Origin of the sequence: Nostoc sp. DedQUE07 (genome assembly GCF_034530975.2) — a bacterium.
GTDB lineage: Bacteria > Cyanobacteriota > Cyanobacteriia > Cyanobacteriales > Nostocaceae > Nostoc.
In genome coordinates, this window is record NZ_JAVRCC020000056.1 from 19708 (window position 1) to 40489 (window position 20782).

Genomic DNA, 20782 nt, shown 5'->3' on the forward strand with positions numbered 1-20782 from the left:
TGAGTCCAATACAGACCTAATCCCTAATCCTAACCCTTGTAGCGTTGGAGAGTAAAACTCCAAACTCCAAACTCCAAACTCCAAACTCCAAACTCCTAATTTCTAACTCCCCACTCTCATTGCCTGAGTTGGTATCCATACAGTAAAAATCGAGCCGATACTTACAGTTGATTCTACTTCAATTCGACCTCGATGGAGTTCCACGAGTTGTTTAGTTAAAGCTAGTCCAAGTCCCGTACCTTCGTAGCGGCGGCGATAGGGTGTATCGAGTTGCTGAAATTTCTCAAACAGTAATGGTAATTGTTCTTCGGGAATGCCGATTCCGGTGTCTTCCACTTGAAAAATAGCAGTATTATCTTCCACCCAAAGACGTAAGGTAACGCTGCCACTTTTAGGGGTAAATTTAATCGCGTTAGTTAACAGATTCCAAAGAATTTGTTCTACTCGTTTGGCATCGGCGGTAAAGCGATCGCACCTGGGATCGATTTGCAAATCAAGTATGAGATTAATTTGCTCGCTCGCTGCTTTTTTTTGCAGCGACTTCACAGCATTCTCGGCAACATTCACCAAAGAAAATTCCGAAATATTTAAAGCTGTTTTACCAGCCTCGATTTGCGATAAATCGAGGATGTCATTAATCATTGCTAATAAATGTTCTCCACTGTCGTGGATGGTTTGCAGATAACCCCGTTGTCGTTGGCTCAATTCACCCAAAGGCCAGCGTAATAACGTCGAAGACATCCCAATCACATAAGTTAAAGGCGTGAGCAATTCATGACTGATAGTAGCGAGAAACTCACTTCTAATCCGGCTAGCAGCTTCGGCGGCGAGGAGAGCATCACGCAGGGCCATTGTCCGCTCAATAACTCGTTGTTCGAGATTTTGTTTTTCTTGGGTGAGGGTTTGCATTAACTCAGCTTGGTGAATAGCGATCGCTAATTGTTCTGCGATCGCAACCAGCAAGCTTTTTTCGCTATCATTCCATTGGTATGGGCGATCGCACTGATGAGCAATCAGCAATCCCCACAGTTTGTCCTCAAACATTATCGGTGCAGCTAACTTAGCCCTAACTTGGCATTCCCTTAAAAAATTCAACAAACATTCTTCTAGAGCATAAGTTTTTTCGACATCATCCACAGCCAAGGTAAAACCTTGCTGATACTTCTCCCAACACTGAGAGGTTCGGATAAAACAATTTTTTTCCGTGTAATTCAACACCGATGTAATAGCATCTGTAGCACGAGCTTCATAGACAATATAACCTCCATACTTTTGGCAGTCTCCTAGTAGAGGTTGATTATTTGTTGATATAAAAGGCGAGTATCGATCGTTGTTTTCGTGTATAGAAAAATAGATTTCGGTAGATTCCCTAACCGATAGTTCCATGTCTGTTGTCAGTGCCGTTTCATTGAATGGAATAGTATCAGACTGGTATGGTTGAGTATTTACTTGAGAAGCTGCAAATTTATAAATTACTAATCTGTCTAATTCCAAAAACTCACGCACCTGTGTAATCGCCGTTGCCATAATGACCGGCAAATCTAGGCTTTTGCGGATCTGCGTTGTTACCTGGTTTAACAACTGCTCTTGGGAAATTTGTTTTTTTAAAGCATCTTCCACTGGCTGACAGATATAAACTGCTGGCCCAATTGGGCTTGGAGATGCTATTATTTCTTGGTTTGGCTGAGTTAGGAGATATCCTAATAACAACAGCGTGAATTGACTTTGGAGCGTGGCATCATTGGGTTTAATAATTTGCTGATAGCGTTCGAGATTTTGGTGAGTATAAGAATCGCACTCAAACAAGTCTCTCAACTCGCAGACAAAAGAAGCGATCGCCTCCAAATTAAACGTCAACTGAGCATTGATTTCTGAGTAAATTCCTTGCCCCTCTATTTCCCTGCTTCCTTGCTCAAATGTTCCTACCAAAAGGGCGCTAAACTGCTCAGAAACCACTAATGTAAACCTTTGCCTTTGCCACTCCACAGGTATGTAAATCCGCGCCAACGTAGCTTCTGTCAGTATCAAAACGGCACTTCCCACCGTTTGAGCCATTTGTTCTAACAACTCCCCAAGCTGATTAAATACAACAATAGGCAAGGTTCGAGAAAAGCTCAAATCAGGAGAACTAAGCATTTTCAATCATTTTGGTAAGAGAGGGCACAATCCAGGGAAAAAAGTTTGTTTTGATTATGTACTAACCAATAACTTAAAACGGTAACACAGGATTATGCATCGTATAAGTAGCACATCAGGTGGATGGAATCAGTCAGAAGGTATAACTTTTTTAGAACAAACTCCCGCGCCTTTCGTCTTGATTACGGCTGCTGATACTGACATTCAAACCTTGGCAGCTGCGGTGACAAAATTACCTGCAAGCTTTCCGGCATTAAGAGTCGCCAACCTGTTGCAGTTGCAGCAACAATTAAGCATAGATACTTATGGCGAGCAAGTTTTGGAACTTGCCCAAGTAATTATTTTGCGCCTATTAGGAGGACGTTCTTACTGGGGTTATGGCTTAGAAGTAGTGCAAGAAATTGTGCAACGAAATGGTAGAACCCTCATTGTAATGCCAGGGGATGACGCTTTCGATCCAGATTTAATTTCCCAGTCTACCGTGCCTTTGGGTATTGTTAACCAGGTATGGCAGTATTTTAGCGAAGGTGGCGTGGAAAATTTCGTTAATGCTCTGCAATTTATCTCCGATAGTTGCTTATTAACTGCATATAATCCTGCACCACCTCAACCGATTCCGCGCGTGGGATTGTATGAGTGGGGAGTGGGCATGGGGCATGGGGCATCCCTTCGGCTTCGCTCAGGGCAAGTGGGCATAGGGCAGGGGGGCAGGGGGGCAGGGGAGGCAGAGGAGCAGGGGAGCAGGGGAGAGTTAGAACTCCGTTCATCCACCTTTGAACCGGATGAATCCACCTCAGATACTCGTTCATCCACCTTTGAACCGGATGAATCCACCTTGTCCCCTTGTCCCCTTGTCTCCTTGTCCCCTTGTCTCCAATCCCCAATGCCCAAAGTCGGCATCCTTTTCTACCGCGCTCATTATTTAGCGGGGAATACTAAAGTAATTGATGCTTTATGCGAAGCTTTGGTACAGAAAAATTTACAACCAGTGCCAGTATTTGTTTCTTCATTGCGCGAACCAGATGTGCAAGTTGAATTGAGTGAATTTTTTCAACCCAAAGAAGCCGAATCAATAGCCGTGCTGCTAAATACCACCAGTTTTTCTTTAGCACGCTTGGAAAGCGAAACACCCCAAACCGAACTTTGGCAAAAATTAGATGTGCCTGTGTTGCAGGTAATCCTTAGTGGCGGATCGATTGAGCAGTGGGAGTCACAGTTTCAAGGGCTTTCTCCCCGCGATATTGGGATGAATGTGGCGCTACCAGAAGTAGATGGGCGAATTATTAGTCGTGCTGTGTCTTTTAAAGCATTGCAAACTCGTAATCCCCATTTAGAGACAGATGTGGTAATTTATCAACCAGTGAGCGATCGCATCGAGTTCGTTGCTAACCTAGCAGCAAATTGGGCACGTCTACGTTCCAAACCACCCCAAGAACGTCGAATTGCCCTAATTCTGGCAAACTACCCCAACCGCAATGGCCGCCTCGCCAATGGTGTGGGACTCGACACCCCAGCTAGTTGTGTAGAAATCTTGCAAGCTTTACGTCAAGCTGGGTATGAAGTAGAAAATCCACCTGCTCAAGGAGACGAGTTGATTCAACGGCTGACAGATGGTGTAACCAACGATCCAGAAGGTAGAGAATTGCTTCCGGTACACCAAAGCGTCTCTTGGGAAGAATATCAAGAATATTTTGCTTCATTACCGCCAGCAGTTCAGCAAGGTATTAGTGAAAGGTGGGGAATAGGGCATGGGGCATGGGGCATAGGGCATGAGGGCATGGGGGCAGAGGAGCAGGGGGAGCAGTGGGAGAAGAGGAGAATCATTAATCTCCAATCCCCAATACCCAATCCCCAATACCCAATCCCCAATACCCAATCCCCAATCCCCATTCCCGGAATTCAACTCGGCAACATCTTCGTGGGAATTCAGCCTGCAAGGGGTTATGATAATGACCCCAGTTTGAATTATCATGCGCCGGATTTAGAACCAACCCATGCTTATTTAGCTTTCTATTATTGGGTTAGAGAAACTTTTGGTGCTGATGCTGTAGTTCATGTGGGAAAACACGGAAATCTAGAATGGCTACCGGGTAAAAGTGTGGCTTTATCGAGTAATTGTTATCCAGAAGTAGCTTTCGGCGCACTTCCCCACCTGTACCCGTTTATTGTCAACGATCCTGGTGAAGGTTCCCAAGCCAAACGTCGCGCTCAAGCGGTGATTATAGATCACCTCACGCCGCCAATGACTCGTGCGGAACTCTACGGTTCTTTGCAACAGTTAGAAAATTTAATTGATGAGTATTATGAAGCCGACAGTTTAGATCCTTCGCGTTTGCCAGTAATTCGCGATCGCATCCGCGAACTGGTAGTCAAAGAAAATCTTCATCTAGATTTAGGAATCCAAAATGAAACAGAAATTTTTAATTCGGAATCTCTAGTTTTGAATTCCATCGGTGGCTATCTTTGTGAATTGAAAGAAGCCCAAATCCGCGATGGCTTGCATATTTTTGGGCAATGTCCCCAAGGACGGCAATTAAGGGATTTAATAGTAGCGATCGCTCGCATCCCCAATCGCCATTCTTCAGGTATTACCCGTGCGATCGCTCAAGATTGGGGACTAGACTTCGATCCCCTCACAGCCGATTTGTCAATGCCTAGTGGTGAATACTCAATAGTCAATGGCACAGAATGCCGTACCCTCGGTGATATCGTCGAAGTCCTAGAAGAACACGCCTCCCTCTTAGTAGAACAACTCATAACTCCTAACTCCTCACTCCTAACTCCTAACTCCCCACTTAACACTACCCTTAACTGGATACGCGATCGCCTCCTCCCAGCTTTACAACAAACCCACGAAGAAATCACCCATTTATTACACGGACTCGATGGCGGATATGTCCCCAGCGCTCCATCTGGCGCACCCACGCGCGGCCGCCCAGAAGTTCTACCAACAGGGAAAAACTTTTATTCTGTCGATATTCGCGCCATTCCCACCGAAACAGCTTGGGATATCGGGAGAAAAGCAGCTGAAACCCTCGTAGAATATTACACCCAAGAGCATGGCGAGTATCCCAAAACACTAGGTTTATCAATGTGGGGAACAGCCACCATGAGAACAGGCGGTGATGATATAGCCGAAGCCTTAGCTTTACTCGGAGTCCAACCAGTATGGGATGGTGCAGCGCGGCGAGTAGTAGATTTTGAAATTTTGCCCTTAGCAATTTTGGGGCGTCCCCGTGTAGATGTCACCTTGCGAATTTCGGGATTCTTCCGCGATGCGTTTCCCAACTTAATTGATTTATTCGATCAAGCAGTATCAGCAGTAGCAGACTTAAATGAACCACCAGAACAAAATCCCCTAGCGGATGCAGTTCGCCAAGAAACTGAATTGTGGACAAGCCAAGGATTAACTATACAAGAAGCAGTGGTGCGATCGCGCTATCGCATCTTTGGTTCTCGCCCAGGTGCTTACGGTGCCGGACTCCAAGGTTTAATCGAATCGCAAAACTGGACAGATGACGAAGATTTAGCCCGCGCCTACATTAACTGGAGTTCTTACGCCTATTCTTCGGGAAACTTGGCAGAGGAGCAGGGGAGCAGGGGAGCAGGGGAGCAAGGGAGCAGGGGAGCAGGGGAGCAAGGGAGCAGGGGAGCAGGGGAGCAGGGGAGCAGAGGAGCAGAAATTATTCCTAATCCCCAGTCCCCAATGCCCAATGCCCCATGCCCCATGCCCAATGCCCAATTCCCAGTCCCCAATCCCCAGTCCCCAGTCCCCAATACCGAAGCCTTCAAACAACGCTTGTCTCAAATGCAAATAGTCCTGCACAATCAAGACAACCGCGAACACGATCTACTCGATTCTGATGATTATTACCAATTTCAGGGTGGCTTAACAGCAGCCGTGCGTTCTCTACAGGGAAAAAATCCCCAAACTTATTTTGGAGATAATTCTATACCCGCCCAACCACGCGTTCGTCAACTGAAAGCAGAAATTGCACGAGTGTATCGTTCTCGCGTAGTTAATCCCAAGTGGATTGCAGGAGTTATGCGCCACGGATACAAGGGAGCTTTTGAAATGGCGGCGACGGTAGATTATCTATTCGCCTACGATGCAACCGCAAAATGTGCTGAAGATTACATGTATCAAGGCATAGTAGATGCTTATTTACTCGATCCAGTTGTTGTAGAATTTATTCAGCAAAATAACCCTTACGCACTGCGTGATATTGCTGAAAAATTATTAGAAGCACACAAGCGCAATTTATGGGAGGATGTAAATATAGGAACATTAGAAGCTTTGAGGAACCTAGTACATCAAGCTGAAGCAGTTATCGAAGAAAAATCAATGGTGTAGGAAACAAATATGGAGAATCTTGCGTATTTGCACCTAGCTTTCGCCTACGAAGACAGCACACCCAGTGAATTGGTCTCCCTCAGTTCCTTGTTTAAGGACGCAGCTGCACCAGACTGGAAAAGGCTTTCAGGTAGGGCTTGGAAGTATATGTTGCCCCTTGCTCTGTCTTTATCTATTCTTGGCGCTGTCAGCAGCGTCATGGCACTAGAAAAAGGCGATCGAGGCCCTTCTGTCAGAAATCTACAACAAAAGTTGAGAACAGCAGGTTTTTACCAATCTTCTGTTACCCAAGTATATGACGCATCCACCCAAGAAGCTGTGCGGCGCTTCCAAAAGGCCGCTGGTTTACCAGTTGACGGCATTGTTGGAACAAGCACTCTGCAAAAATTAGAAAGTTGGCAAGCGAAAAAGCCTACAACTAGGGCTACACAAGCTCAAAGAACTACTGCTGTAAGCGCACAAGCGAAAAAGTCCAGCACTACTAGTTCAGCCACCAGCAAACGCCGCAATCCTAACTACCTTGCTAAGGGGGATGAAGGTGAAGATGTCAGAGCTTTACAGGAACGGTTAAGAATCGCAGGCTTTTATTACGGAAACGCCACAGGTATATTTGGCCCAATTACCGAAGAATCTGTCAAGCGGTTCCAAGATTCTTACAAATTAAGCGTTGACGGTGTTGTTGGGCCAGCAACATTAGCTAAATTGCCAGAAACTGGCATTGGTGATGGAGAAGAGGCTCCCAAAAAGGTAGTCAATCGAGACAAACTTCGTGTAGGCGATCGCGGTGAGCCAGTTAGAATTGTTCAAGAACAATTGATCCAAGCAGGATATTTAGAGGGAGAGCCAAATGGCTACTATGGCCCTTACACTGCTGATGCTGTGAAGAGATTTCAGGCGGCTAATTTCTTAGCAGCAAGTGGTGTTGCTGGCCCAACTACGCGAGCTAAGTTATATAGCTCAGTTAATACTACTAGCAAAAGCGAATTTAATACCTTAGAAATTCAAACCCGACTGCGGGAGCGGGGTTTTTATAAAGGCAAGCTCAATGGTGTGATGGCAGATGACACCAAAAAAGCGATTAAACAAGCCCAAGAATTCTACGGGATTAGTCTCAAGGATCTTAAGAGCGGACGCTTTTAACATCCGCTTTGGTGTCTTTAGTATCAGTTCCCAACTGGTTGCTTGCCTCCAGTAACAGCAAATTACGAACTGCTCAGATTCCATTTATTTGGTTAATTTGAGTAGTTTCGTCTTATTATATCCACCCAAGTGCTAAAGCGGCATCAGCGCCCGTTGGCACTTGGGACACACTGCATGGATGGTCATTTGACAATCTAAAAGGTGAAAACCTTCTTTTTGAGCGGTTTTTGACCCAATTTTTAAAATTGAATCATTTTTAAACTCAATAGTTGAGTTGCATCGAACACAAATTAAGTGATGGTGATGGTGGGGATAGGGCTGGTTGATCTCATAATGCTTATGTCCCTCGCCCAATTCTAATTCCCGTAAAATTCCCATCCTTGCCATCAACTTCAAAGTCCGATAAATAGTTGACAGACTGATCCCTTCACCATCAGTTTCGAGCCGATGATAAAGATCCTCCGCACTCAGATGTTCGCCTTGCGGAAGTTCTTGAAAAATGTGTAAAATTGTTTCGCGCTGGGGAGTTAAACGCCAGCCTCGTTCGTTCAGTTCTGCCTTGAGTGAAGTAGTTGTGTAGACAGTCATACTAATAGTTCTCAACAAAGCTTGTTAGTTGAGAATATAACAAATCTTGGGAGCAATTTGCAACAATCATTGCCTATTGAGAATTCTTACTAAATATTTAAGAACAATTCATTAAATCTTGAGCCAAATTCAAGTAATCAGCTGTAGTGCATTTAATTTGCATACAGCTAATAGTTAGGATACTTGTAACGATTGCATCCCTTAACTTTGAATTTCGCATAAGTTAAATTTGAATTCTTAGTTGCTCCCCACCTTCAAAATATCTGAGCAAAGATTGGGGACAACTTTTATACAGTTTAATGCTAATTATTTGCTGTAAGCCAATAAAAGGCTTTTGACCTGGGAATAAAATCACCCTTTTGTCCCTAGTCATTTGTCAAGTGTAATTTTCTAATGACAAATGACTAATGACAAATGACTAACTCAGAGACTCCAAATAGTCGCGGATGAGGTTGCGGCGCTTGGGTTGACGTAGCTTTTGCAAAGCCTTAGATTCAATTTGGCGGACTCGTTCGCGCGATAAGTCAAGAGCGCGGCCAATTTCTGCTAAAGAATAAGGATGACCATCTGCCAAACCAAACCGCATCAGAATTACATCGCGCTCCCGGCTAGTCAAATCTGATAGAAGATGATGCAAATCTCTTTGTAAAGATTCTCGCATTAACATCTCTTCTGGAGTTACACTGTCAGTTTCGAGTAATTCACCTAACTCAGTATCTTTATCTTTTCCTACTTTGGTTTCCAAAGAAACGGAGCGAGGAACCCGCAACAAAACTTCTCGGACTTGGGTCGGTGTCATCTCTAACTCAGTTGCTAAATCTTCTAGAGTTGGGGTGCGACCTTTTTCTTGAGCTATTTTGCGTTGGGCTTTTTTGATTTTGTTTAACTTTTCGGTAATATGGACAGGGAGGCGGATCGTGCGACTAGAAGTAGCGATCGCCCGTGTAATACCCTGACGAATCCACCAGTAAGCATAGGTACTGAAGCGATAACCCTTAGTTGGGTCAAATTTTTCTACAGCCCGCTCCAAACCTAATGTACCTTCTTGGACTAAATCTAACAATTCCAAACCACGATTTTGATACTTCTTAGCAACAGACACAACTAAGCGAAGATTCGCTTTAATCATGTGTTCTTTTGCTTGGAGTCCTTGGGATTGGACTTGCTCCAACTCTTCTACAGTCAACTTAGCGATTTCAGCCCAGCGACGTTTCCCATTTGCCAAAATCGGTCTGAGATCGGATAAAATTATGTCAGCAGTGGCAGCCCATCTTTCCAAAGACGGGCGATGTCCTAGTTCCGAGGTTAGACGTTCTTGAACTTCAACTAACCTTAGATAGGGTGTAATCACTTCATCCCCTTGCTTTGCGGCGTTAGCAAGTACTATCCGCATCCGCAAGTAGCGTTGGACTTTTTGAGCTTCTGAAACCTCTTCATCGCGCCCCAACAAGCGAACCCGACCAATTTCTTGAAGATATAGACGTACTAGGTCTGTACTCCGACGGTTGGTGCTAGCAGCAAAGTTAGCATTGTCTACAGTTGCCAGTTCTAGCTCCTGTAGGTCATCTACCGATAACTCACTGTCATCAACCGTGAGATCCGAGTCCAAAGCCTGGCTAGACTTTTTGGTGTTGTAGGGGGCGTCTGCATAAAAAGATGTTGCTGGCATAAAGATCGTCTCAATGGCTCCAGGTAACAATAGATTTCGGTCAGCTTAGATTACGGTCAGCTATTCAACTGTTGCTATTGTTCCCGCGATTAACGATGAACTAACATGGTTGAACGTTCCCTTACAATTTTTTTTAGAAATTAACTGTAAGGGTTTTATTGGATACAGAATTACTGAACTTAATCGGCTGCTAAACTTTTGATTAAACCAATAGCTATTTAAATCCACAGCTAGGTTTGCAATATTTGAACTACTTAGTTAATATTTCAACCTTGATGGTTTTTTGATAGTAACTTTTGTAACACAGTATAAACATCCTTCAGTGAATGTCATCTTTATAATTGGCATAGTCACATTTACATGGGTGCAAAAGTAATATCCTGACGATTTAGCAATTTTTTCTCAGGATTATTCAGGTATAAGTAGAACTAATAGATATCGGGAAAGTGATTAGCATTAACGGCAAAAATTCTCTCGACACGGAGATAGAAGATGCGGATAAATTATCAAACACCCTCTCCGTGTTCCTGCGCCGTCTTGTATGTCAGTCTGAAAGTGCCAATTTCAACTTTATAGACTACTAACTAGTAGTCCATCAAGCTAAGGAAAGCTTGTTATGTAGTAAGCACTTCAGTGCTTAATATAAGGACTAAAGTCCTTACTACTAACTTATTTAGCTATAAGTTGATTTGACAGACCACTAACTAGTAGTTGTACTCTGGCTTGATATCTCGCAACATCAGTTCATCAAGTGCTTGTCGGGGTGTGATTTCGCCTTGAAGTAATCGATAAACTTGCTCGGTAATTGGGACTGCGATGTTTTGTTGGTTGGCTCGTTGCATCAAAACTCGGCAAGTGTTTACTCCTTCAGCAGTTCCTTGTAAATTGGCGAGAGTTTCTGTAAGTGACTTACCGCCAGCTAGCTGATAGCCGACTTGGTAATTGCGACTTAAGGGACTATTGCACGTTGCTAACAAATCTCCTAGACCCGATAAACCATAAAATGTTTCCGTCTTAGCGCCCCAGTTGTTGCCGATGCGAACCATTTCTGTAAGTCCACGGGTAACTAAAGCAGCTTTGGCATTGGTTCCCAGTTGTAAACCATCGCATACACCAGCTGCGATCGCAATCACATTTTTCAGTGTTCCCCCCAGTTCCACGCCCAAGGGATCGGGATTCGTATATACCCGGAAACAATGAGAAGAAAATACTAACTGCACTACTTCCGCAGCCGTGGGGATGTTACTGGCTACCACCGTGGCTGCTGGTAATTCCATTTGAATTTCTTTTGATAAATTAGGCCCAGATAAAACAACCACTGGATGGTTAGGGAATATTGTTTGCCAAATTTGTGAAGGTGTACAGGTGGTTTGGGGATCTAAGCCTTTCGTCGCCGTCACAAAAATTGTCTCTGGAGAAAGGGGGAAAGACTCAACTTCAGAAGCAACATCTCTCACACCAATCATTGAGATAGCGGACAGGATTATTTGAGCATCTTTTAAAACTGCTTGAAGAGTTTGGGAACCTTGACGCGACCACACGCGCACCTGATAACCATTTGCAGCAGCGAGATTTGCTAGAGATGCACCCCAAGCACCCGCACCCAGAATTGCAACGGAAAGTTTTGTGTTGGAGTACATCTGCTCACTCATAACTCCTAATTCCTAACTCCTAACTTTTGAGCGTGGGTAGCGTTCCATCAATTCCCTGACTTGTTCTGCATGATAGGAGCTTCTTGTCAATGGTGAAGAAACAACTTGTAAAAATCCGATTTCTTCGCCGAATGCCTTCCAATCAGCAAATTGTTCTGGATTGACAAATTCGTTTACCTGCAAGTGTTTTTGACTGGGTTGGAGATATTGCCCAATGGTCAAAATGTCGCAATCGACAGTTCGCAAGTCTTGCATAACTTGGCGAATTTCTGTGTCAGTTTCACCGAGTCCAACCATGATCCCGGATTTAGTGTATGTGCTAGGAGAAAGTTGGCGAGTGCGTTGCAATAATTCTAATGTGCGATCGTAGTTTCCTTGGGGACGCACCCGGCGATATAGGCGTGGAACAGTTTCGGTATTGTGGTTTAATACCTCTGGCGCAGCCTCTAGAATTAACTCTAGAGCATTCCAATTACCGCATAAATCAGGAATTAGCACCTCAATTGTGGTGTTGGGTGAAACAGAGTTAACTGCATCAATACACGCTATAAACTGAGATGCACCACCATCAAGCAAGTCATCTCTGTTTACAGAAGTGATGACTACATGATTAAGGTTCAGGCGGCGAACAGCTTGGGCCAGTCGTGTAGGTTCTGTGGGATCTAGTGGTTTGGGTTTTTTCTCAAAATCAATATCGCAGTAGGGACAAGCGCGTGTACAAGCGGGCCCCATAATCAAAAACGTGGCAGTCCCAGCGTTGAAGCATTCACCAATATTCGGACAGGACGCTTCCTCGCAAACTGTATTGAGGGCTAAATCCCGCAAAATTTCTTTAACGTTACCGATGCGCTCACGTCCAGGTGCTTTCACCCGCAACCAGTCTGGTTTTACAGTCACAATCCGCTTTTACCACTAGAGTTATACAAACTTAATCCTAGCAAGCAAAGTCTTTGATGAAGCGATCGTATATAGATGTAATTCTGCTATTTGGCACAGATTATGATATTCTTGATTTACAATGCCATTTTTATGGCGGGATGTGGCGCAGCTTGGTAGCGCACTTCGTTCGGGACGAAGGGGCCGCTGGTTCGAATCCAGTCATCCCGATTATTCTGGAGCGACAAATTATTTGTCAAATGCTCTCCTATGAACTTAAATATAGCTGACTTTCTTTGAGTTTAAGCAGTACCGCCCGAAGTCTATGTACTTAAAGGTTTCAATCCCTAATAGGAATTTTTGATTGCGATAATTACCTAATGGTAAAAAATCAATATGCGCTCTCCTACGTTTCAATCCCTAATAGGGATTTTAGTTGATTGCGATTAGCCCAAGGTGAAGCCGCCGCCGCGTTGAGTTTGGTTTCAATCCCTAATAGGGATTTTAGTTGATTGCGATACTATCCTGATGAAATACCAGTATTAGCTTCGGTTTCAATCCCTAATAGGGATTTTAGTTGATTGCGATAATTTGGATTATCAAGCAGTTACCAACAAATATTTCCTGTTTCAATCCCTAATAGGGATTTTAGTTGATTGCGATAACCTCCATGTATCCATCGAAGGACGGTAGAAGAATTGTTTCAATCCCTAATAGGGATTTTAGTTGATTGCGATTCCTAACTCCCAATCTCGTGTTCGTAAGTTCTTGTTTCAATCCCTAATAGGGATTTTAGTTGATTGCGATGCTCAGAGCAAGCAGGCGACCGGGTGAAGTATTGTTTCAATCCCTAATAGGGATTTTAGTTGATTGCGATACGATGTGATAACATCTTCTTTTACCATCAGCCCAGTTTCAATCCCTAATAGGGATTTTAGTTGATTGCGATAAGACTGACAGTAAATGGCAATACTTGGGCGAGGTTTCAATCCCTAATAGGGATTTTAGTTGATTGCGATTTTATTATTTTTCTAGTTCGAGAGAAGCTTTACGTTTCAATCCCTAATAGGGATTTTAGTTGATTGCGATTCCGTAAGGCTGATAGACTTAAGCCTTACTACTTTCGTTTCAATCCCTAATAGGGATTTTAGTTGATTGCGATCTTTTCCCAGGTTAATAAAGTCTGTATGAGTTTTTGCTGTTTCAATCCCTAATAGGGATTTTAGTTGATTGCGATCTGATTTTACACAAAATCCCCATGAGTTGATCCGCATGTTTCAATCCCTAATAGGGATTTTAGTTGATTGCGATTGACCTTATTCTCCCAGCTAGTTGTTTTAAAGGCGTTTCAATCCCTAATAGGGATTTTAGTTGATTGCGATCAGAATTTTTGGCAAAAGCTAAGAATATAATGTTTCAATCCCTAATAGGGATTTTAGTTGATTGCGATCAAATAAATGGCGTGTGACAATTCGATACCAGGTTTCAATCCCTAATAGGGATTTTAGTTGATTGCGATCTTGATAAGCTTGCTCAATGGTTTGGGATTGCTTGTTTCAATCCCTAATAGGGATTTTAGTTGATTGCGATCAGTAGCCAAATTGTCATATTTTTGCCAAGGTTCGTTTCAATCCCTAATAGGGATTTTAGTTGATTGCGATTAGTTTACTTTCTCTTTTTATCCATCTAGGATAAAGGTTTCAATCCCTAATAGGGATTTTAGTTGATTGCGATCGCAGGCGTCTGAAAGCCCTGTGATATTTGGTTTTCAAGGTTCAACAGCGCGAATGCGAAAATCATAACATAAGGATTGGGAATTGTGCTAACTGTAAATAGCTGAAAGTCAGTTTATACGAAGTGCGCGGATGGTTTCAAGATGCTAAAGCTCTCAAACTCTTGCAGATAAAGCAATCTAGCCATTTTTGTACTAACCCCTTCACCAACACCTACCCATTCGCGCACTTAGCAAAAAAACTAGTCTAAATTACTTAAAAGTTTTCCTTAACAGCTAACATCTGTAAAATCTTTTCTACACGATCCAACTCTCCAACGATTCGCCGAATTGGATGAGGCCAAACCTTGACAAGGGTAGGAGTTGCAGAAACCTGATTTAGTTCTGCTTGTTCTGGATGGCTTAAAACATCAATCACCTTCAAAGTATAAGGGTGTTTGAGCGATCGCTCTAACAATTCGTGTAAATTTTGCAGAATGCGTTCAGTAGAACTGCTATGTCCGGCAACAAATAAGCGGAGAACATAGCCTTGGGTAATGGCTTCTTTTTTTTGTACTATTACTGGTTGGTGATATTTTGGCACAGGTTCAGAAAGGTCTAGACGGACAATTAAATCGTGATCCTCCCAAAGCTGGCCAAATGACGAACGATAGGTTGTTAACACCATGCGATCGCACAATCCCTCTTGCCAAGGAGCTGCTTGCCATACTAATTCCCCTGTGCCAAAAACAGCATTAAGCAAAGCTTGATGTCTAATTACAGCTGGATAAGCTTCAGCAAAAGTTCGCACTTGTTGAGTGCGCGGATCTAACCAATTGTCAATAGTTGCAGTATAACAAGGCACTAAAAAGTGTGGTGGCTCTGGTAAATCTAGAATTTCTTGCAAAGCCGAGCACAAATGCAAATGCCATCGACCTTGCTTGCTAGGGTCGATGCAGTAAATTAAATCTCCTCCAGGTGTAAATAGGGCAATGCCTTTAAACAACTGGGGTGTAGATAGTTTATTTGTCGTCAAGTTATTCACAGAGGTTAGGAAGCTAAAAGTAAAAAATTCTCTCTTTACCTTTTACCTTAGCTATAACCGCAACCAGGATAACAAAGATATTTGGGAGTGGAAAGTGGGGATGAGGGAGATGAGGGAGAATATTGAACAAGTCTCTTCTCCATGCCCAATGCCCCATGCCCCATGCCCAATTCCCAATCCTAAACTCGACCTCGGAGAAACTGCGCCATTTCGTTAGGAGTTGGTGACATTTCCAAAGCAGTTTCTTCAGTAATGCGACCATCTTGATAGAGATTCAGCAATGACTGATTCATCGTGATCATGCCGTCAAAGCCGGCTTGTTTCATCAGCTCGCCAATTTCATCATACTTACCGTCTTTGATCCATTCTTTAATTGCCTCAGTATTGATCAGCACGTCGTGGAAAGCAGCCCGCTTACCGTCAGTTGTGCGACACAAACCTTGAGCAATTACTGCCACTAAAGACTCAGAAATCGCCACCCGCATTGCATCTTGCTCATCACCAGAATAGAGGTTGAGAATCCGTTCAATGGTTTTGACCGCGCTATTGGTGTGCAAAGTTCCCATGACTAAGTGACCAGTCTGAGCGGCTTTTAGGGCGGTGTTAACGGTTTCCTTGTCCCGCATTTCCCCTACCAGAATCAAATCTGGGTCTTCCCGCAAAGCTGCTTTCAAAGCGTTGTCAAATTTCCGGGTATGCATTCCCACTTCCCGCTGTTTGACTAAGGACTTGCGGCTTTGATGGACAAATTCTATCGGGTCTTCAATGGTGATGATATGCTTGGCCATCTCCTTATTGATGTAGTCAATCATCGCTGCCATTGTGGTGGACTTACCAGAACCAGTGGGCCCTGTTACCAAAATTAAACCTTTATGGTGATGGCAAATATCCCGAAAAATCGGAGGTAATCTCAACTGTTCCATAGTTAAGATTTTTAGCGGAATCAACCGCAACACCATTGCAGGCCCTTTGAGGGAGCCAAAAACATTAATCCGCACGCGAGCAAATTCGTATTGAGTTGCTCCGTCAAATTCTAAGGATTCTTCAAAGCGCTGAATTTCTCCCTCAGTCATCACCTCCCGCAACCAACTCATAAAAGTTTCTTTATCTGTTTCTGGATAATCTCCTGATTGAATTTCTCCTCGGCTGCGGAAGCGGGGTGGTTCACCCACACCCAAGTGCAAGTCAGAATATCCCTGATCGTAAGCTTCTCTGATTAACTTTTCTAAAGTTAGTTCTGGACTGCTGTTTTGAGGGCGAACTGAACTAGGTATTGGCGGTGGACTAGCCGGACGATGACCTGCAACAGGCGCATTAGTGCCCCTATCCATTGACATATCGAGTGTTTGTGTCATCTGTCGCTGCGTACTAAAGGTTGGGGCTGGCGGTGGAGGCGGCGGCATTGGTGGTAAATTACGTCCGGCAGCAGAGTTAGAATTTAATGGAGACTGTGATTCTGTCATATATCTTCACATTTGGCAGTTAAAAAGTTGAATTCACGAAAAGTAAAGTCACTTGCTTTGATGACTTTTGGAGAATGCTTGTCTGCAAGCCTTAGCGGTGATAGAAGGCGATTGAAACTCTAGAACCACGGTCAATCTATTTCATCCACCTCAATTGGTATCTTTTATTTCCTAAGATTTCAATACTCAGAATATTTAGATAGATTATTTAACCTATCTAAACTGGTTTAACACACGCAAGTACTTAAAAGACCTCAGAAAATACACATAGGTTAGAAAGTAAGATTTAATACTTTTATTTTTAAAGTAAATATTCTCATGACTTAGATGAGAAATTTATCCCAGGCATGGGCACGAATTGCTAGCAATTAACAGTACAAATACTAGCAGTTCATTTATTCAGCCCGTCTAGGAATTATGAGAAAGACTACTAGTTTTTATAAGAAATGTTAAGTTGAATCGGAGCGATCGCTTGGGGATCGAGGTTTAAAGCTCATACCTTTTAGGTTCTATACCTGAAGGTAGATGCAGTAAACAAGTTTTTCTCATAGATATAAAATTGACTTTATATCCATAATTACAAAAAATTAACTGTAAACTTTAGTAAATAAATGCTCATTTTCCCAATTAGTTTTTATATACTGAATTTCACTGAGACAATTCAGTTTACTCGCAAAAAAGTGAGATATTACTGAAATTAAAATCTGTTGTGTATTTTGGGAGGAAAAGTCATGGTTTCTGCTCAAAGCTCTAATCAAGGAAAGACCTACTCCTTGTTGATGATTAAAAGCTTTTTAATATGGACTTTTACATTAGCAGTATGTTTGTTGGTTGTGGGTTTTCCACTAGTTGTCTTAATGGCTACGGTCGGATGTCTGTTGTCGATTATCTTGCAATCTGTAATGCCTGTTAGTGCGGTTTTGCTTGTAGCAGGTGCTCTAATAATGTTTAATGTCATGGCAGTTGTATTGGCTGCGGGTGTCCTAACTGTTAAGGGAGTTCATCCTAGTGAAATTAAATGGTTAAGCTGGCTGCATGGAGAGGCAGACCAAATGCAGGCTACTGTTTACGCTGCTTGCCCTCTAACTTGTGAAATTAAATAGTTATTACAGGTTAATTAGACAAACAGTGCGTCTGCCCGGTTAAGCCGGGTTTTTTCATGGTTTTTATAACTTTAAATTTTAAATAGTTATTACAGCTTAATTAAACAAATAATGCATTTGTCAAGTTAAGCCGATTTTTTTATATCTTGTGTGATTTATCCATTAATATTTATGGTTTATGTGAGGATTGACCGCCGACTATTGACCATAGAGCATTGACTATAGACCATTGACTATAGATGGTAAATTACAGATAACTAATGACTAATCAAAAACGCGTTTGCATTATCTTAGGTACTCGCCCGGAAGCAATTAAACTCGCTCCAGTGATTCAGGTTTTCCAGAAGTCTTCAGAATTTCAGTTGCAAGTAATTTTAACTGGACAACATCGGGAGATGGTTGAGCAGGTTATGCAACTGTTTAATATCAAGTCGGATTATAACTTGGAAATTATGCAGGTTCAGCAATCTCTAAATGATATTACCTGCCGTAGTTTACAAGGGTTAGAAGCATTATTTAAGGCGGAAAAACCAGATTTAGTAATCGTGCAAGGAGATACTACCACTGCTTTTGCCGCAGCTTTGGCAGCTTTTTATCAAAAAATTCCTATTGGTCATGTAGAAGCAGGGTTAAGAACTGATGATATCTTCAATCCTTACCCAGAAGAAGCTAATCGCCGATTGATTTCTCAAATTACTCAGTTGCACTTTGCGCCGACTCCTTGGGCTGTGGAAAATTTGCACCGTTCTGGTGTTTTGGGTGAAATTCACATGACAGGTAACACGGTAATTGATGCATTGTTAAATGTCGCTGCAACTCAAGTAGTTTGCGATGTCCCAGGCTTAAACTGGGAATCACATCGGGTTTTATTAGCAACAGTTCATCGTCGAGAGAATTGGGGAGAACCTCTGTTAGCGATCGCTCAGGGCTTTTTACAAATTTTAGACAAGTTTCCTGATACAGCTTTGCTCTTACCATTACACCGAAATCCGACAGTGCGAGTCCCGTTGCAGGAACTTTTAGGGAATCATCCCCGAATTTTCTTGACAGATCCTCTAGATTATGGGGAATTGGTGGGAGCAATTGGGCGATCGCATCTTTTACTCACTGACTCTGGAGGCTTGCAAGAAGAAGCTCCCAGCTTGGGAAAACCAGTACTAGTTTTGAGAGACACTACCGAAAGACCAGAGGCTGTGGTAGCCGGTACAGCCAAACTTGTTGGCACTACGACTGAGAACATTGTTGCAGCTGCTGCTGAATTACTCAGTGACTCAGATGCTTATGAAGCGATGGCAAACGCAATCAATCCCTTTGGGGATGGTCATGCAGCAGAGCGCATTTTGCAGATTGTCCAAAATTACATTCATGGGTAAGCAAGTTCGTAGTAAGGACTTTAGTCCTTATTTTCTAAGCACTAAAGTGCTTACTACAAACCCTGAAAACTAAAACTAGTTTGACAATATTTACCGAACCACGAGATATTCCAAGGGTAGCTTCTGGTTAAATACCCAGAGCCGATCGAGTTTCGGGGCCTACAACACCATCTACAAGTAGACCTTTGCTTTGCTGAAAGCTTCGGACTCGGCTAACAGTTTCTTGACCGTAAATTCCATCAATTCTAAGATTACCTAAAGCTGTTTGCACGTCTTTGACGAGCTGACCTTTTGAACCAGGGGTAAGAATCACCGAACCGCCAACACCGCCAGGTCTAGTCACAGGAGGATTGTTAGGTCTATTACCAATCCATCGCGCAAAAACGTATCTACCTGTAGAAAGTCTGGCAAAACCATTTTCATATCGTTCAATTGCTGGAAGTGTTGCACCATTTGGTACACAGTCCACATACGAGTAGTTGCTGCTTGGGCCGGTACGGACACGTAAACAACTGCCGTTAGTCTTTACATAGGCAGCTGAACTTACTTGAATTTGAGTTACAACAGCAAATAATACACCGACACCAGCAAAAGTTAACCAAGCCGAAGATTTAAGCAGTTTTTTCCAATTGAATTGAGGTTGAGGAAGATGATACTTAGTGTTTCCAGATGCCTCTTCTTGAGCAATAAACATCTGAGAATAAGCAAGATATTCCATAATGCACTCCTTAATATGAAAAAATGAGTACTTCCAGAGAATTACTTGGTCGTTCTCTGTATTTATTCTTAGTATATTTTATATCACTGTATTTTAAAAAGTTTTTTATTGATAGCGAAATTAATAAAAAATAAAATAGGACTCATATTTTATTTTTGAAAAAAACTCAGTACAGCTTTATTCCTTCTTCCCAGTCCCCATTACCCCTTATCCCCAGAGGGGGCCCCACCATCCCCAGTCCCTAGTCCCTACGATTAATTCAGAAATCAAATCAGATTGCTAAATTAGTCAAAATATTCCTGAAAAAATGCGATGTCTACAACGGGTTAGCTCGTGTAGACATCGCATTTTGAAAATAAATAAAATTTAGTTTAGTTAAAGCTTTTTTATTTAATGATTTATCTCTAGTTACATCTAAACATGACAAACGTATTGTTCGATTCCAACTAAACTAGCAACAATAGAAGTTAACTCGTCTAAATCTATTGGCTTGCATTGGTATATATCATAACCTGCTAATAATGCACGTTTATGGTCAGCCTCGAAAGTAGATGCTGTTAAAGCAATCGCTGGAATCTTTCTACCTCGCTTTGCTTCTAAATTTCTGACTTTCAAGAGCAGTGAGTAGCCATCTTCGTCGGGTAAGCAAATGTCACTAATTAGGATGTCTGCTTTAAAAGATGACATTATTTTTAGAGCCTCGTCTGCTGAAGCCGCTGCAATTACCTCTGCTCCCTCTAATTCAAACAGAAAAGTAAGTAATATTCTCGTATCAGCGTCATCATCAACAATCAGCAATCGCAGACCTTGAAAAGACATCGATTGATTAGACATTATTTTCACGGCTCCGTAGCATAAAGACTAGAAGTAGCGATCGCATCAAAACGCGCTATTTGATTGCATACTTTACTAAATCTTAAAGGAAGCAATTAGCAAATGTCTGTCCGGTTTCAG

At 42.7% G+C, this 20782-nt stretch carries 13 protein-coding genes, 1 tRNA gene and 1 CRISPR repeat array; of the genes, 5 read left to right on the plus strand and 9 right to left on the minus strand.

Going from position 1 to position 20782, the window contains the following annotated elements; genetic code table 11:
- Positions 1-102: 102 nt before the first annotated feature.
- Complete coding sequence (locus RMZ95_RS28495; protein WP_322684834.1) at positions 103-2136, minus strand: GAF domain-containing sensor histidine kinase; 2034 nt, start codon at positions 2134-2136, stop codon at positions 103-105.
- Positions 2137-2230: 94 nt separating this feature from the next.
- Between RMZ95_RS28495 and cobN the strand changes: the two genes are divergently transcribed.
- Both cobN and RMZ95_RS28505 read left to right on the plus strand, forming a co-directional pair.
- Positions 2231-6490, plus strand: a complete 4260-nt coding sequence (gene cobN, locus RMZ95_RS28500) for a cobaltochelatase subunit CobN (RefSeq protein WP_409884015.1) — start codon at positions 2231-2233, stop codon at positions 6488-6490.
- A gap of 9 nt (positions 6491-6499) precedes the next feature.
- Complete coding sequence (locus tag RMZ95_RS28505; RefSeq protein WP_322675202.1) at positions 6500-7630, plus strand: peptidoglycan-binding protein; 1131 nt, start codon at positions 6500-6502, stop codon at positions 7628-7630.
- Positions 7631-7762: 132 nt separating this feature from the next.
- Here RMZ95_RS28505 and RMZ95_RS28510 read toward each other — a convergent pair whose 3' ends face one another.
- From RMZ95_RS28510 to lipA, 4 genes are all read right to left on the minus strand, one after another.
- Positions 7763-8218, minus strand: a complete 456-nt coding sequence (locus tag RMZ95_RS28510) for a Fur family transcriptional regulator (protein WP_012407750.1) — start codon at positions 8216-8218, stop codon at positions 7763-7765.
- Between the two features lie 418 nt (positions 8219-8636).
- Complete coding sequence (gene sigC / locus RMZ95_RS28515; RefSeq protein ID WP_322674151.1) at positions 8637-9887, minus strand: RNA polymerase sigma factor SigC; 1251 nt, start codon at positions 9885-9887, stop codon at positions 8637-8639.
- Between the two features lie 704 nt (positions 9888-10591).
- A complete protein-coding gene (locus tag RMZ95_RS28520; RefSeq protein ID WP_322684853.1) occupies positions 10592-11527 on the minus strand; it encodes an NAD(P)H-dependent glycerol-3-phosphate dehydrogenase in 936 nt (311 codons plus the stop codon).
- A gap of 24 nt (positions 11528-11551) precedes the next feature.
- A complete protein-coding gene (gene lipA / locus RMZ95_RS28525; protein WP_322684836.1) occupies positions 11552-12436 on the minus strand; it encodes a lipoyl synthase in 885 nt (294 codons plus the stop codon).
- 136 nt (positions 12437-12572) lie between these two features.
- On the opposite strand from lipA, the gene RMZ95_RS28530 reads away from it, so the two are divergent.
- Positions 12573-12646 (plus strand) — tRNA-Pro (locus tag RMZ95_RS28530).
- Positions 12647-12825: 179 nt separating this feature from the next.
- Positions 12826-14149: direct repeats of the CRISPR family, unit length 37 nt; unit sequence GTTTCAATCCCTAATAGGGATTTTAGTTGATTGCGAT.
- Between the two features lie 254 nt (positions 14150-14403).
- Here the strand turns inward: RMZ95_RS28530 and RMZ95_RS28535 are convergent.
- A complete protein-coding gene (locus RMZ95_RS28535; RefSeq protein WP_322674153.1) occupies positions 14404-15171 on the minus strand; it encodes a circadian clock KaiB family protein in 768 nt (255 codons plus the stop codon).
- Positions 15172-15350: 179 nt separating this feature from the next.
- Positions 15351-16634 (minus strand): type IV pilus twitching motility protein PilT, encoded by a 1284-nt coding sequence (locus RMZ95_RS28540; protein WP_322674154.1) that lies wholly within the window; start codon positions 16632-16634, stop codon positions 15351-15353.
- 731 nt (positions 16635-17365) lie between these two features.
- Here RMZ95_RS28540 and RMZ95_RS28545 point away from each other — a divergent pair.
- Together RMZ95_RS28545 and wecB are read left to right on the plus strand one after the other, a co-directional pair.
- Positions 17366-17737, plus strand: coding sequence for a hypothetical protein (locus RMZ95_RS28545; protein WP_322674155.1), 372 nt, complete (start codon positions 17366-17368; stop codon positions 17735-17737).
- Positions 17738-17997: 260 nt separating this feature from the next.
- Positions 17998-19110: a non-hydrolyzing UDP-N-acetylglucosamine 2-epimerase gene (gene wecB / locus RMZ95_RS28550; protein ID WP_322684837.1), complete on the plus strand. Its 1113-nt coding sequence runs from the start codon at positions 17998-18000 to the stop codon at positions 19108-19110.
- Positions 19111-19237: 127 nt separating this feature from the next.
- Here the strand turns inward: wecB and RMZ95_RS28555 are convergent, their stop codons facing one another.
- Both RMZ95_RS28555 and RMZ95_RS28560 read right to left on the minus strand, forming a co-directional pair.
- On the minus strand, positions 19238-19828 hold the full coding sequence (locus RMZ95_RS28555) for a peptidoglycan-binding protein (protein ID WP_322684838.1): 591 nt from the start codon (positions 19826-19828) through the stop codon (positions 19238-19240).
- 414 nt (positions 19829-20242) lie between these two features.
- On the minus strand, positions 20243-20662 hold the full coding sequence (locus RMZ95_RS28560) for a response regulator (RefSeq protein ID WP_322684839.1): 420 nt from the start codon (positions 20660-20662) through the stop codon (positions 20243-20245).
- Positions 20663-20782 lie beyond the last annotated feature (120 nt).